Source organism: Epilithonimonas caeni DSM 17710, assembly GCF_000426465.1.
Classification (GTDB): domain Bacteria; phylum Bacteroidota; class Bacteroidia; order Flavobacteriales; family Weeksellaceae; genus Epilithonimonas; species Epilithonimonas caeni.
On the sequence record NZ_AUFK01000020.1, the window covers coordinates 143,511 to 157,724 of the forward strand.

Below are 14,214 nucleotides of genomic sequence, written 5' to 3' on the forward strand. Positions count from 1 at the left end.
TTCCCTGTTTAGTTTATGATATTTAATGTTGCTGCACCGATTTTCATAAAATTTCACAAAACAAACCCGGAATATCATAATAGTATGTCGGTGGCAAATGCAGAATTTTGACCATTGAATAAAGGAACTTATACACTTTAGAACTATGACACTATTAATAAAAGGAATGGTGTGCAATAGATGTACGTATGTTCTTGAACAGGAATTGACAGCTTTGGGTTTTGAGGTTTTGGATGTAAAACTGGGTCAAGCCATCATAAAAGATACGGCAGACTTTTCGCACAAGTTGGGAGCAATCAAAACAATGCTGAAAAGCATCGGCTTGGAGCTGATGTACGACAAGAACCAAAAGATGATTAACAAGATAAAAGAGTTGGTGGAGAAAGGTATTACATTGCAACTGCAAAGCGGCACACCTACCAAATTCACAACCTTAATCAGTGGAAAGCTGCACAAGAACTACGATACATTGAGTGCCTTATTTTCTTCGGTAGAGGGAATAACACTCGAAAAGTACATCATTCATCGGAAGATTGAAAAGGTAAAACAGCTTTTGGTTGATACCGAAATGTCCCTGACCGAGATTGCCCACGTACTGGGGTACAGCAGTCAGGCTTACCTTTCCAACCAGTTGAAAAAGCACACGGGTTTTACATCTTCTCATTATAGAAATATTAAAGAAAAGGGAAGCCTAAAATAAAACTATCCAAATAAGAAAACGAGGTTAGAAAGAAATCATTAAATTCCAAAAGTTTAATCATTTATATTTAATGATTTACTCTAAGTGGTTGCTTTTAAGCCGATATTGATTGGCAGTAATACCGTAGTTTTTTTTAAAAATTTTATTAAGATGACTTTCATCGACAAAATTCATTTCATATGCTATTTCACTAATAGTAAGATCACTGTATTTTAATCTTGAAATTATGAGCTCAAGCTTGTATTTAATTATATAATTTTTTAAAGTATTGCCGGTTTGAGTTTTAAAGTATCGATTAATATAATCCGCTGATTTATTAAACTTTAGAGCCAAAGATTCTATTTTTAAAGAGTTTTTTTCATAAATATTCTGTTGTATATATGTATATATTTCATGAATAATACTTTTACTATTTACTAAGTTTGAATGATTTTGCATTGTATCATGTATGTTTCTCGCCAGCAGATTGAGTAGTAAAAAGACGATGTTTTGGACAATTATTTCTTGATAAGCGCCAGACCTATCCGCTTCACTAATTAGTTTTTTTATCAAAGCTTCAAAAATAATATTATCGTTCTCGTTTACTATACTTCCATGGATGTTGTGATGATTATGAAAAACAAATTCCAGATTTTTGAAAAAATCGCTAAGATTTAATTTTTCATTACGCCTACTAAAAGTACTTGAAAAAAAATTTGCTGTAAAATCAATGAAACAAAGCTTACAGCTATCAATTGTTTCAAATGCATGATACTCTTCTGGTGTTAAAAAGAATACATCTCCTTTAGTAAAACTGTATTTATTATTGTTTATAATATGAAGTCCACTACCCTCCAGCACAAATATTAATTCAAAAAAATGATGCTTGTGAATGGGGTTCTTTTGTTGAATTAATTCAATGACTTTTAATTCTATTTGCTTGTACATTCTTCAATTTTTTTCCATAAAAGTACTGAATATGGTCGGTATTTTACCTATTAAAGAGGTTTTGACATTGTTAATTTTGCGGACGAGGGATTATAATAATAAAAACTGGTAAAAATCTAAGAATAAGTCCTTCATACCTGTTCCACATAATTATGGCAATATCGTGAACAATTTGAAAACTAATACTAATAAGACCCTAAGTCAATTTGATATAACCATACTTGTTATAAGCTTTGTAATTGGAATGGGAATATTTGGAACGCCTGCACGTGTAGCAGCAGCAGCAGGATCGCCAGCTATATTTTTTAGTGTATGGATATTTTTTGGTTTTGTATCACTGTGTGGTGCTCTTGCTTTTGCAGAAATAGGTCTGCGGTTCACAGAGATGGGAGGTTTTTACAAAATATTTGCAAAAGCTTATCATCCCTCAATTGGATTTTCTATCAACATTCTGATGTTAATAAGCAATGCAGCCAGTGTGGGCGTAGTGGCCTTAATTGGAGCCGATTACATTAGCGATTTTCTATACGGTGGACCTTCTGTTAATCTATTCAACATAATTGTAGCAATACTTAGTGTTCTTCTTTTTTTTGCAGTAAACCTGTTTGGATTACGATCGTCAAGCCGTATTCAGAATTTTATGATGTTGCTTAAAATAGGACTAATAATCCTGATGATCGCAAGTGTTTTTAAAAATAATGTAATCGAACCTAGAGGATATATGGAAGATGTTCAGATATATAAATATAAAGATAACCACTGGTTAAAACTGTTTTTATTAGCTATGATACCAGTAGCTTTTTCGTATGGAGGATACCAACAGACGATCAACTTTGGAGCAGAAATTCGTAACCCTAAAAATTTACCAAAAGCCATTATTGGGGGTATTACTTTAGTTATCTTATTTTATGTTCTTCTAAACTATGCATATACTACGACAGTTGGTTTCGAGGAAATGAAAGGAGCATCAGCAGTCGGCTCCCTTTTGTGTGAAGCTTGGTTTGGTTCTTATGGAGCAAAAATATTCGATGGGTTAATGTTTCTTTCTGTTTTAGCTTATGTAAACGTAGCATTGATGAGTAATCCAAGAGTAATGTTTGCAATGGGAAAAGATCGTGTTATACCTGGTTTTTTTTCATACCAACATCCTAAAACAAACGTATTTACAAATGGCTTAAGCTTGTTTGTTTTAATGGTTGTGGCTATTATAATCATCGGAAAAGATATTGACAAGATTATGACGTTCAATATGTTTTTGGAGAGTTTGGGTCTTGCTCTTGCAGCGGCAACAATTTATTATTTCAGGAAAGAACACGATAAAAAGCTTAAAGCGAGGTGGACATATATTACGCCGTACACAACTGCATTCTATATTTTAACCTACGTATTTGTAATCATCAGCGTAACTATTAAATCTCCTACTGGATCGATGTTAGCAATTTTACTGATGACTGGCTTGTTTATGATTTTTTTTATCACAAGAAAACTAAATCAAAAAAGAAAAAACAATTGATGGGATTATAAAACACAATAAACAAAATTTTTAAAATGGACAACAACAATTACTTAGGTAAAAATGTGAAGATTTTGAGGGAATCGTATGCAATTGATGAAAAATTATTTGCAGAAACTCTTGGAATTTCAATAGAGGAGCTTATCCACTTAGAGCATAGTAGAAATATAAACAAAAAAAATCTTGAAACAATAGCTAAAATTTTCAATTTAAAAATTCAAAGCATTATTGAATTTTCTTACGAAAATTTCATCAACGACCTCAAAGAGCGAGATAATAGAAAGTGTAGCAGTAAGTGTAATAGTGGCTTTTGCTGTAAGAATGAAACTTTCTCTATCCACTGATTAATCTAATGTCTTTTGGAAGATTGAAGTAAAATATAGCTGTCAAAAGTAAATTTCACAACTTTTACCTGTCATTTCGTATAGCCTAACCCTGCTATCAATCCGACCTTTGCCATTATAAAATTAATAGGTGTTTTGTATTTGCAACCAAGTTCCCAAAACCTATGGGCAATTTTGTTGTCGAGCAGAGCATACATACAAAAAATAAAAAATTATTACAATGAGAGCATACAAAATAGGACTGTTATCCATCTTGGTTGCGGGAGTAGGAATAGTACAGAGTTGCAAGCAAAAAGAAGAAAAACAGCTAAAAGATGAGCCTCCGGTAGTAACCGTAGCCACTATCAACAGTTCGGAAACCGAGCAATCCGTTTCCTATTCGGGTTCCATTGTACCCGACAATATGACCACCGTAAGTTTTGCCGTTCCCGGCACGATTAACAGCGTGGGTGTGAATGAGGGGCAGCGTGTGAGCAAAGGACAGTTCCTTGCAAGCATTGATGCCACCGAGTATGAAGCTGCATTGCAGATTGCCAATGCGAGTTTAGACCAGAGCCAGGATGCATTCAGGAGATTTGATGAACTGTACAAAAAAGGAAGTTTCCCCGAAAAGGATTACATCGACATCAAAACAAAAGTAGCGCAGGCAGAAGCCAACAAAAAAATCAACCGCAAGCGCATTGCAGACAGTCGCTTACATTCACCTACCAACGGCATTATAACTGTGAAAACAGCCGAAGTTGGCGGTATGGCAGCACCTGGCGTTCCTGCCTTTACCATCGTAAAAACGGACATGGTATATGCACAGTTTTCAGTACCGGAAAGCGAAATCGGAAGCTTTAAACAAGGGATGCAGGTAGATGTGAACATTCCTACACTGCAACGTGATTTCAAGGGTAAAATAACCATTATTAATCCCGTAGCGGACGAAATATCCAAAGCATTTACTCTTAAAGTTCGCTTGGACAATCCGGGCGGTGTCCTGATGCCGGGAATGATTACCGAAGTGCTTGCAGGAGTACCGGTAAAGGTTAAGCAGGTGCGTGTACCGCTTACTGCCATTGTGAACAATGTTGATAAAATCCCTCACGTTTACGTGGTAGATAAAAATAACATTGCCAAGTTAACAAGGGTCAGCGTTGGTAAAATTGCAGGCGACGACATCATCATAACAGATGGGCTAAATGAAAGCCAAACTATTATCCTTACCGGACAGAACAACGTGAAAGATGGTAAGAAAGTTAAAGCGCAAACTACATCGGTAACAGCATCAGCCCCAAAATCTGAATAATTTATGAAAAGAAAGATAAACCTCATTGAAGCGGCAATGAAATTTCCGCAAGTACCGATAGCGATTACTGTTATTATGGTGCTTGCCGGGCTGATTTCATTGATGACGATGCCGAGAAGTGAAGACCCCCGTGTAACAGTTAGACAGGGGCTTGTTGTGGCTTTCTATCCCGGAGCCGACGAAGAGCAGATAGAGAAAGAAGTAACCGACAAACTGGAACAATACCTGTTCGGTTTCGAGGAAATCAAAAAAGAAAAAACCCATTCGGAAAGTAAGCCCGGACAGGTGGTTGTAACGGTAGAATTGCAGGACTATGTAAAGGACACCAAAAAATTCTGGAATACCTTGCAGCACGGCTTGGATGCCAATATGCCTTTAGCATTGCCACGGGGTGTACAGGGACCGTATGTGAACAGCGATTTCGGCGATGTGGTCGTTCAGATGATTGCCGTATCAGCCCCCGGTCGTTCTTACGCCCAGTTGGAAAACTATTTGGATGAATTGGAAGACGGCATTAAGACGATACCGTCCGTTTCCAAAATCAAGCGTTACGGCGGTCAGAAGCAGCAGGTATTTATTACCCTGCGTGAAGATGTATTGAAGCAGTACGGTTTCGGTATCAACGAAATCACGAACACATTAAGCCAACAGAATGTTACTATTCCCAGTGGCGATATTGAAATTGACAAAAACCGTTTCCTGATTTTCACGGATGCACAGTATCAGAATGAAAATGAAATCGGGAACCTGATTGTATATAGCTCCCCGCAGGGCGGCAATATCCGTTTGCGTGATATAGCCAACATCGAGAGAAGATACGAAGACCTGAAAAGCAAAATTACCGTTTCAGGAAACGATGTAATGATGCTGACGGTAGAAATGCAGCCCGGACAGAACATTGTCGATTTGGGTAATGCGCTGACACAGAAAGTTGCTGAAGTAAAAGAAATCCTGCCATCAGATGTGCAGGTCAACACCATTGTTGACCAACCCAAAGTAGTTGATATGAACTTGGGGCATTTCTTTATCGAGTTCGGTATTGCCATTGCTGCCGTTATCTTGGTAGTAATGCTACTGCTGCCGTTCAGGGTTGCCACCATTTCAGCCATTGCAGCACCCGTTACCATTGCCGTAACATTCGCTATCCTCAACTTGTTGGGTATCGAAATGCACCAGGTTAGTTTGGCGGCAATGATTATCGTACTGGGGATGGTGGTCGATGATGCCATTATCGTAGTGGATAACTACATCGAGAAAGTGGACGAAAAAATACCGTCGTGGACTGCCGCTTGGCAGAGTGCCACACAGTTAATGGTTCCTATTTTCACGGCTACGCTTACCATTGTCCTATCGTTCCTGCCTTTGGCATTTACGCTTACCGGGCTTACAAGGGAGTTTGTGCAATGGATACCGATTACCGTAAGCATCGCTTTGGCGGTTTCGTTCTTGGTAGCCTTGTTCCTTACACCGTATATGTGTTACCACTTCCTGAAAAAAGGATTGAAGAAGCACGATGATAAGCCGAAAAAACGCAATTTCTTAGACTGGATGCAGGACGGTTTCGACCGTGCAATCGAGTTCTGTATGAAATGGCAGAAAACTACATTGGTAGCAGGTTTGGTTATCTTTTTCCTTTCTTTCGTGGTTGGCAGTCAGGTTAAAACCGAGTTTTTCCCTATCGTGGAAAGAAACCAGTTCAACCTTGAATTGTGGATGGATAACGGTACGAACATCCACGAAACCGAAGCAGCCGTTAAGAAGATAGAAAAGGAAATTGCAGGCGATAAACGCATTGTAAACACCGCAAGTTTTATCGGTACAAGCTCGCCCCGTTTCTACTCCACCTATGCACCTGAGCACCCACGGGAAAACTTTGCGCAGGTATTCATCAATACCACAAACAAAGATGCGACGGCAGAAATGATAGACGAGTATGTACAGAAATTTAATAACTACCTACCGAACGGTTATGTACGGGTTAGGCAGCTTAGTAAGAAGCAGCAGCCCGCACCGATTGAGATCCGTGTGATTGGCAAGGATATGACCGAGCAGAAAAAAGTGGCAAAACAGGTTGCCGCATTACTGGAAAACACCAAAGGATCTAACTGGGTACGCACCGATTATCAGAATGATTATGTAGGGCTGAAAGCCGTGGTTAAAGAAGATGTAGCGCTGCGTTTGGGCGTTACCAAAGCACAGATAGCACAGGCATTGGGAGCTAAGATAAAAGGCTACCCCGTATCGCAGATGTGGGAGGGTAATAAAGCCATTGATATTGTATTGCGTACAGACGAAAGCGACAGGGAAAATCTGGATGCTTTGGGCAATATGTACATCAACTCAACATTCGGTGCTAAGGTTCCTTTAAAGCAGGTGGTAGATTTACAACCGTCCTGGCATACCGGGGCTATTGTACACCGCAACGGGTTAAGAACCTTAACCGTTTCTTCTGAAGCACAGTTGGGCAGAAAACCCGCAGAAGTATTTGCAGAGGTACAGCCTAAAATTGACAGCCTGAAACTGCCGAAAGGCATTAAGATAGCCTACGGCGGCGAATATGAAGACGGACTGGAAAGCGGTCCAAAAATGGGAAAGGCTTTTATGATAAGTTTCGTGCTCATCTTCCTTGTTCTGTTATTCCAGTTCAAGCGTGTGGGTAAAGTATTCATTGTGCTGGCTTCGTTCCCGTTGAGTTTACTGGGTGCAATGTTAGGCTTGTTCCTGACAGGTTATGAGTTCGGGTTTATGGCAATCATCGGTATTACTGCCTTACTGGGTATAGTAGTTCGTAACGGGATTATCCTTGTGGACTATGCAGATGAACTGGTAAGGGAGCACGGGCACAGCATCAGGGAAGCAGCCCTGTTTGCAGCTAAACGAAGAATGCGACCAATCTTCCTTACTTCAATGGCGGCAGCAATCGGTTTGATACCGTTAATGGCGAGTGGTTCGCCGGAATGGGGACCGATTTCAAGTACCATTTCAATCGGTATTCTGGTATCAATGATTACCACATTGTTTATCGTTCCGGTACTGTATTACAGGTTCGTAAAACCACCTAAAAACAAACAGTTGGATGAGCAGCACGAGCGCAAAGCTGATACCGATGTTCACCACCAAAAATATTTATCATAAAAAGGCATTATGTTACAGAAAAGATATAAAACAGTCATAAAGGTTTTTATATGCGGTTTCGCTCTTTTGCAGGGAACAAACAACCTCTTTGCACAGCAGCAGCTAACCCTTGCGCAAAGCAAAGAACTGGCATTAAAAAAAAATAACAGGATAGGCAAAGCCAAAGAAGACGTAATTGCCACCCAATCCGACAAGCTGATTGCGGATGTGGCAGGCAGGCCGAAACTGGATGCTTCGGCGACCGCCTTTTACTTTGGCGAGCCATTAAACACTATGCTGCCTGAATATGGGTTTGCACCAATGGTCAGCGTTACACAGCCGATTTACACAGGCGGTAAGATTAAGTACGGCAAGCAGATGGCAGAAACCAATATACAGATGAGCAACGCTCAACAGCGATTGGTAGAAGACGAAGTATTACTGGCTACCGAAACCGCTTACTGGCTTATGGTACAGGCTAAGGAAGAAATCAAATTGGAACAACAGGTTAAAAAACAACTGGCTTCTCATTACACATTTCTTAACAACCAGTTTGAGGCAGGATTGATTTACAAAAACGATGTATTGCGGGCAAAGGTGCTACAGAACGAAAACGAAGCCCGTTTGCAGGCTGCGGAGAACAAGCTCATCTTAGCAAAAAGAAGATTGAGCCAATTAATCGGGATGGAAGACCCCACTGGTATAGACATAATCGATACATTGAGTACGGGGGACTTTTCTAAGCAGAGCATCTTGGAGGCTCCAGATGCAAACCGTCCGGAAATTGAGTTGGCAACCAATAGCATTAAAATGAGCGAGCTTACCAAAAGTATGCTCAAAGCCGACCAGAAACCATCGGTAGGTTTGTCGCTGAACGGAATGGCTGCCTTTGGAAAAGAGGGCATCAACTTTGGCGACCCGACTAAAAACCATATGCTTACATACTTCGGTATGTTGAGCGTTAAAATCCCGGTTTTCGATTGGGGCAGCAGAAAGGAAAAAGTAAAACAGCAGGAAGCTAATATACGTTCGGCTGAATACGGACTGAAAGAACTGAAAAGTCAAATCACTGTGGAGATCGAGCAGGCAATGCTTAACCTGCAATTGCAGGCTAACAATATTGATTTGATGCAGGCATCATTAATTGAAGCTGACGAAAACCTTAAATTGAGCAATGACCGCTTTAAAGCCGGAACCATTACCGGGGAAGATGTGCTTAGAGCTGAAACACTTTGGCAAAGAGCATACAGCAATATGTTAGATGCGAAAGTACTTTACAAAATTGCTGAAGCTGTTTATCATAAAACCATTGGTCAGATGAAATAGCTTTTTTTTAAATTAGTTAATGCTATGGGAATTGATAATACTCAAAATGTAGGGGCATTAAAAAAGCCCCTGCTTTTTTAATTAATATTAAGATGTAATAATGAAAGAACTTTACTCCAGTGAAGAAAAGGGTTTGTTAATGATACCTGACATATCGGGCTTTACAGATTTCGTTATCAAATCAAATATGTTTGTTGGCAAATACATAACAGAAAGTTTACTTAAAACAATAATGGACAGCAATATTCTTTGTATGGAAATTTCGGAAATAGAGGGTGATGCCATACTGTTTTATAAGTACAAAAACCTACCCACATTTGAGGAAACTTTGGTACAAATAGAACACACATACAAAGATTTTCAAAAAGAGCTACAACGCTTATCTAAACAATTAGCAATTGAAATCCCGCTTTCTCTGAAGACAATCGTCCACTACGGCAATTTTGCTAAATATCAAATTGGCACTTTTGAAAAGCTTTATGGTGCACCTGTTGTGGAAGCACATAAAATGCTAAAAAATCATATTGCTGAATATCCTCCTTACGCTTTGTTTTCTGACGCATTTTTGAAAGCAAATTTCAAAGAGCCTGAACAATCAACTGTTGAATACGACAATTGTGAAGACTGTAAATATTTGCCTGAAATTGGTTACATACATTACCTATAAAGTACAAACAGTAAATATCACAAATCTATCAAAGGAAATTACAATACTTATACAAAAGAACATTTCTAATTTTACAATAGACTTAAATTCAGTAACAAATACTGATAGAAGTAAAATGAAAAGTTTAGAAGAAAAATTATTGAAAAGGGGCATAAAACCCACTTCGGTTAGGCTGTTAATCTTTACAACAATGTCTGGCTTACAAAAGGCTTTCAGCCTGACTGATTTGGAAACCGAGTTAGAAACCGTCAATAAATCTACTATTTTCAGGACATTGAGCCTATTCCATGAAAATTTGCTTATCCATAGTATTGATGACGGCTCAGGATCTATAAAGTATTCTATTTGCAGTGACACCTGTATGTGTACGGTTGGCGAGCTACACGTCCATTTCAATTGTAACCGCTGTAAGAATACGTATTGTCTTGAAAGTATTTCAATACCAGCAATTCAGCTCCCAGAAAAATTTCTTTTGGACAGTGTGAATTTCGTAATGAAAGGTATTTGTAAAGATTGCTCAAGGTTCGTTAAAACAAAATAATCATTTTCATTTTTAATTAAATTTTGAAGCAGCCCTTACCAAATAGGGTTGCTTTAAATTTGCAACCATGTTCCAAAAATTTACTAATAAATTTAGAGAATAAATTATCGAATTAACACTTTCGATATTATAGAAATACTAATATAAAATTAAAAATAAAACCTATGGAAAGTCAATTTGATGTAATTATCATTGGTTCAGGACCGGGAGGTTACGTCACAGCAATACGTTGTGCACAATTGGGATTAAAAACCGCAATAATAGAAAAGTATTCCGTACTTGGAGGTACTTGTCTGAATGTTGGATGTATTCCATCAAAGGCTATGCTGGATAGCTCTGAACGATACCATGAAATAAAGTATAGCAGTGTAAATCACGGTATTGATGTGGACAATACGAGGGTTGATTTAAAAAGAATGATTGCCCGAAAAGCAGACGTGGTTTCCAAAATCAACGGAGGAGTAAGCTACTTGATGAAAAAAAATAAAGTAGAGGTTTTCCAGGGCGTAGGTTCTTTTAAAAATAAGAATACCATCTTGATAAAGTCTGAAACCGCAGAAGAAACCATTACCGGGGCAAACGTAATTATTGCAACAGGCTCAAAACCGGCCTCGCTTCCCGGAATTGATATTGACAAAAAACGGATTATCAGTTCAACAGAAGCTTTGAACTTAAAGGAAATTCCCAAACACCTTGTTGTAGTTGGAGGCGGCGTTATCGGTATGGAATTAGGGTCAGTTTATGGAAGATTGGGAAGCAAAATTACCGTAATAGAGTATGCAGGGAGCATTCTCGCTAATATGGATAAAAAAATGGGGGCAGAACTTCAAAAATCACTAAAGAAAAATTTAGATTTTGAATTTTTACTTGGTTATAAGGTAACGGGAGCAACCAATACCGGTGATAGTATTGCTGTAACTGCTGAAGACAAAAATGGTGATATTGTCACATTGGAAAGCGATTATTGTTTAGTGGCAATTGGAAGAAAACCCTATACTACAGGATTAGGATTAGATAAAGTAGGAATTGAACTCAATTCGAGAGGACAGATTTCTACAGATAAAAATATGGAAACAAATGTAAAAGGAATTTATGCCATCGGCGATGTGGTAGAGGGACCAATGTTAGCACACAAAGCATCGGAAGAGGGTATCTTTGTAGCTGAAATTATTGCAGGACAAAAACCACATATTAATTACAATACTATTCCAAGCATTGTTTACACCAGTCCAGAGGTCGCCAGTGTTGGTAAGACCGAAGAAGAATTGAAAACTTCAGGAATAAAATATAAAGTTGGTCAGTTCCCTTTTTCTGCATCTGGAAGAGCCATTACCAGTGGTAAAACTGAGGGCGTGGCAAAAGTGTTAGCAGATGCAAAGACAGATGAAATTTTAGGTTTCCATATAATTGGAGAGCGAGCTTCTGATTTGATTGGAGAAGCTACGGTTTCAATGGCATATAGGGCAGCTGCTGAAGATATAGCCCGCATTTCTCACGGGCATCCGACTTACTATGAAAACCTGCGTGAAGCTTGTCTTGACGTCGAGAAAATTGCAATCCATATATGATTAAGCTTGAAAATATAACTTTTTAAAAACAGCCATATAACAATATGGCTGTTTTACATTTGCAACCAGGTTCCTAAAATCTACTGATAAATTTGCTGTGTAAATAAAACTTATTACAATGGCAAATAGAAATATTCATACCAGAAGTACCGACACGGCTTACAGAAGCGACCATCCGTTTGAAGTGATTGCATTTGAATGTGCCGTACCCGAAAAAGAAACAGTGGTTACTTACACGGCGGCATTACAATCTCATTCTGTACATCCAATAGCAGGCAGCATTATTAAATTTTTACCACGGATTAATTTGTCTGATTTCAAAATCGAAAAGTTTGAAGCAATACCTGGTTACGGTATCAAAGGTTTCGTAGACGGACACGAAATTATCATAGGCAATTTGGCTCTTATGAAATTGTACGATTTCTATTATGATGAAAGTTTGGACGAATTGCAAGAACCGGTAATAATCGTTATGATTGACGATAGATATTCCGGTTGTTTTATAATGATGGATAATTCAGCCGGATTGATATAGAAGACGAAAGAATTGTAGAGAACAATAAACATAATCAGCAAAGACATATATTTCAAACAGAACAAGTTTATCAGTATAGCAAATCTCATCATAATTGTATTTAGTAAATTCCCTAATTAATCTAATAGTTATTAACGGTATTGAAGTTTAAAATTTAACTGTGAAATTCTTAACATTCATATTTAGTGTCTATATGCTCGGAATGGCAATACTTCCTTGCAGTGATGCTTATTACCGATGTGCCACCAATAATGTATCAGACAGTGTAAATGTTTTGGAACATAACCACAAAACTGAACACAAAGATTTTTGCAGCCCTTTTTGTAGCTGCCAATGTTGCGGTACAATTAATGGAGTTACACTGGATTTTAGGCTACCTGAAATCAATGAACTTGAGTTTCAGTCCACTGATAAAAGAAAAGTCCCTTTAAGAAATATATATATCTTATCCCAATATAACGGGAACATATGGCAACCGCCTAAGATTAATGTTTAAGTAATAACTGCTTAATTCTTTCACAGCGTTTCGATGAAACCGTCTGTATCGTATTTATATGCTGTCATTTTTAGAAAATGGCATCATGCAAGTTTGTATAAACATTAATCATAAATTCAAATGTTAGATAGTATAATTAAATTCAGCATCAAGAACAAAATCGTCATTGGTATAATGACATTGGTTCTTATCATTTGGGGCGTATGGAGTGCCACCAAATTGCCGATAGATGCCGTACCGGATATTACCAATAATCAGGTACAGATTATTACTGCCTGTCCTACACTGGCGGGTCAGGAAGTGGAACAGTTGGTTACGTTTCCGATTGAACAGAGCATCGCCAACATTCCCGATTTAGAAGAAACAAGAAGTATATCCCGTTTCGGGCTTTCGGTGGTTACGGTAGTGTTCAAAGAAAATGTGGACATCTACTTTGCAAGGCAGTTGGTCAATGAAAAACTGAAAGAAGCCGAAGAAAAAATCCCGAAAGGTATCGGCACGCCTGAACTGGCTCCGGTTAGTACAGGGCTTGGAGAAGTCTATCAGTACATCATCCACCCCAAAAAAGGCAGCGAGCATAAATACAATGCCAAAGATCTGCGTACAATGCAGGATTGGATTGTTGCCCGTCAGTTGTACGGCACACCGGGCATTGCCGAAGTAAACAGCTTTGGCGGGGAATTAAAACAATACGAGGTTGCGGTAAACCCCGACCGATTAAGAGCAATGGGCGTAAGCATTCCCGATATATTTAACGCACTCGAACAAAACAATCAGAATACGGGCGGTGCGTATATCGACAAAAAACCGAACGCTTATTTTATCCGTGGTGTGGGCTTAGCTACAACTTTGGAAGACATTAAAAACATTCCCGTAAAAATCACGGGCCATACCTAGTCATGGTCGGAAGAAATTCCGACCATTTTTTATGTTTTAAAAACTTTACCTGGGTCGCCTCCTGCAAATATGATTAGAATAGCAGTTATCATATCCCGGAGCTCCATGGCTATTCGTCTTTTAGCGGTTTTGTAGCCCAGATTATTGGCTTTTTTGTAGATCAACAAAAGCATCGCTGCAATCATTGTCATATAGACCATCACTTCAATCCCGTTCTTGTTCATTGAAACCAGGTGACTTAGGTTGAGTTCCTGTTTCAGGAACCTGAAAAACACTTCAATGTCCCACCGCTTTC

General features: G+C 38.6%; 12 protein-coding genes and 2 pseudogenes. 12 read left to right on the forward strand and 2 right to left on the reverse strand.

The genetic code is table 11. The features are described from left to right. The first annotated feature begins 145 nt into the window (after positions 1-145). Entirely contained in the window at positions 146-700 is a 555-nt protein-coding gene (locus K319_RS0114920) for a helix-turn-helix domain-containing protein (protein ID WP_027384317.1), read from the forward strand. Between the two features lie 75 nt (positions 701-775). Here K319_RS0114920 and K319_RS0114925 read toward each other — a convergent pair whose 3' ends face one another. After that, the gene (locus K319_RS0114925) at positions 776-1,627 is read right to left on the reverse strand and encodes an AraC family transcriptional regulator (RefSeq protein ID WP_027384318.1); all 852 of its coding nucleotides are present in this window, start codon (positions 1,625-1,627) and stop codon (positions 776-778) included. 172 nt (positions 1,628-1,799) lie between these two features. Here K319_RS0114925 and K319_RS0114930 point away from each other — a divergent pair, with 172 nt between their 5' ends. The 11 genes and pseudogenes from K319_RS0114930 to K319_RS0114985 form a co-directional block, all read left to right on the forward strand. Continuing rightward, positions 1,800-3,140 (forward strand): APC family permease, encoded by a 1,341-nt coding sequence (locus tag K319_RS0114930; RefSeq protein ID WP_027384319.1) that lies wholly within the window; start codon positions 1,800-1,802, stop codon positions 3,138-3,140. A 35-nt stretch (positions 3,141-3,175) separates the two neighbouring features. Next, entirely contained in the window at positions 3,176-3,484 is a 309-nt protein-coding gene (locus tag K319_RS0114935; RefSeq protein ID WP_027384320.1) for a helix-turn-helix domain-containing protein, read from the forward strand. Between the two features lie 220 nt (positions 3,485-3,704). Further along, positions 3,705-4,775: an efflux RND transporter periplasmic adaptor subunit gene (locus K319_RS20565; RefSeq protein ID WP_051230732.1), complete on the forward strand. Its 1,071-nt coding sequence runs from the start codon at positions 3,705-3,707 to the stop codon at positions 4,773-4,775. 3 nt (positions 4,776-4,778) lie between these two features. Next, a complete protein-coding gene (locus K319_RS20570) occupies positions 4,779-7,910 on the forward strand; it encodes an efflux RND transporter permease subunit (protein WP_051230734.1) in 3,132 nt (1,043 codons plus the stop codon). Between the two features lie 9 nt (positions 7,911-7,919). Then, positions 7,920-9,215 (forward strand): TolC family protein, encoded by a 1,296-nt coding sequence (locus K319_RS0114955; RefSeq protein WP_027384321.1) that lies wholly within the window; start codon positions 7,920-7,922, stop codon positions 9,213-9,215. A gap of 100 nt (positions 9,216-9,315) precedes the next feature. Further along, entirely contained in the window at positions 9,316-9,882 is a 567-nt protein-coding gene (locus K319_RS0114960) for a DUF2652 domain-containing protein (RefSeq protein WP_027384322.1), read from the forward strand. A 115-nt stretch (positions 9,883-9,997) separates the two neighbouring features. Continuing rightward, a complete protein-coding gene (locus tag K319_RS21925; RefSeq protein ID WP_027384323.1) occupies positions 9,998-10,423 on the forward strand; it encodes a Fur family transcriptional regulator in 426 nt (141 codons plus the stop codon). A gap of 164 nt (positions 10,424-10,587) precedes the next feature. Then, the gene (lpdA, locus tag K319_RS0114970) at positions 10,588-11,991 is read left to right on the forward strand and encodes a dihydrolipoyl dehydrogenase (RefSeq protein ID WP_034671907.1); all 1,404 of its coding nucleotides are present in this window, start codon (positions 10,588-10,590) and stop codon (positions 11,989-11,991) included. A gap of 118 nt (positions 11,992-12,109) precedes the next feature. Continuing rightward, positions 12,110-12,526: a hypothetical protein gene (locus tag K319_RS0114975; RefSeq protein ID WP_027384325.1), complete on the forward strand. Its 417-nt coding sequence runs from the start codon at positions 12,110-12,112 to the stop codon at positions 12,524-12,526. Between the two features lie 160 nt (positions 12,527-12,686). Further along, a complete protein-coding gene (locus K319_RS21930; protein ID WP_394330690.1) occupies positions 12,687-13,022 on the forward strand; it encodes a DUF6660 family protein in 336 nt (111 codons plus the stop codon). Between the two features lie 120 nt (positions 13,023-13,142). Beyond that, positions 13,143-13,898 (forward strand): annotated as a pseudogene (locus K319_RS0114985) (efflux RND transporter permease subunit); the annotation flags it as partial. Between the two features lie 50 nt (positions 13,899-13,948). Here K319_RS0114985 and K319_RS0114990 read toward each other — a convergent pair. Further along, positions 13,949-14,214, reverse strand: a pseudogene (locus K319_RS0114990) (IS4 family transposase); the annotation flags it as partial.

Excerpts from the sequence above, each read along its gene's own strand:
- K319_RS0114960 (WP_027384322.1), top strand. The coding sequence starts at position 9,316 with ATGAAAGAACTTTACTCCAGTGAAGAAAAGGGTTTGTTAATGATACCT.
- K319_RS0114955 (WP_027384321.1), top strand. The coding sequence starts at position 7,920 with ATGTTACAGAAAAGATATAAAACAGTCATAAAGGTTTTTATATGCGGT.
- K319_RS0114975 (WP_027384325.1), top strand. The coding sequence starts at position 12,110 with ATGGCAAATAGAAATATTCATACCAGAAGTACCGACACGGCTTACAGA.
- K319_RS21925 (WP_027384323.1), top strand. The coding sequence starts at position 9,998 with ATGAAAAGTTTAGAAGAAAAATTATTGAAAAGGGGCATAAAACCCACT.
- K319_RS20565 (WP_051230732.1), top strand. The coding sequence starts at position 3,705 with ATGAGAGCATACAAAATAGGACTGTTATCCATCTTGGTTGCGGGAGTA.
- lpdA (WP_034671907.1), top strand. The coding sequence starts at position 10,588 with ATGGAAAGTCAATTTGATGTAATTATCATTGGTTCAGGACCGGGAGGT.
- K319_RS0114920 (WP_027384317.1), top strand. The coding sequence starts at position 146 with ATGACACTATTAATAAAAGGAATGGTGTGCAATAGATGTACGTATGTT.
- K319_RS0114935 (WP_027384320.1), top strand. The coding sequence starts at position 3,176 with ATGGACAACAACAATTACTTAGGTAAAAATGTGAAGATTTTGAGGGAA.
- K319_RS0114925 (WP_027384318.1), bottom strand. The coding sequence starts at position 1,627 with ATGTACAAGCAAATAGAATTAAAAGTCATTGAATTAATTCAACAAAAG.
- K319_RS20570 (WP_051230734.1), top strand. The coding sequence starts at position 4,779 with ATGAAAAGAAAGATAAACCTCATTGAAGCGGCAATGAAATTTCCGCAA.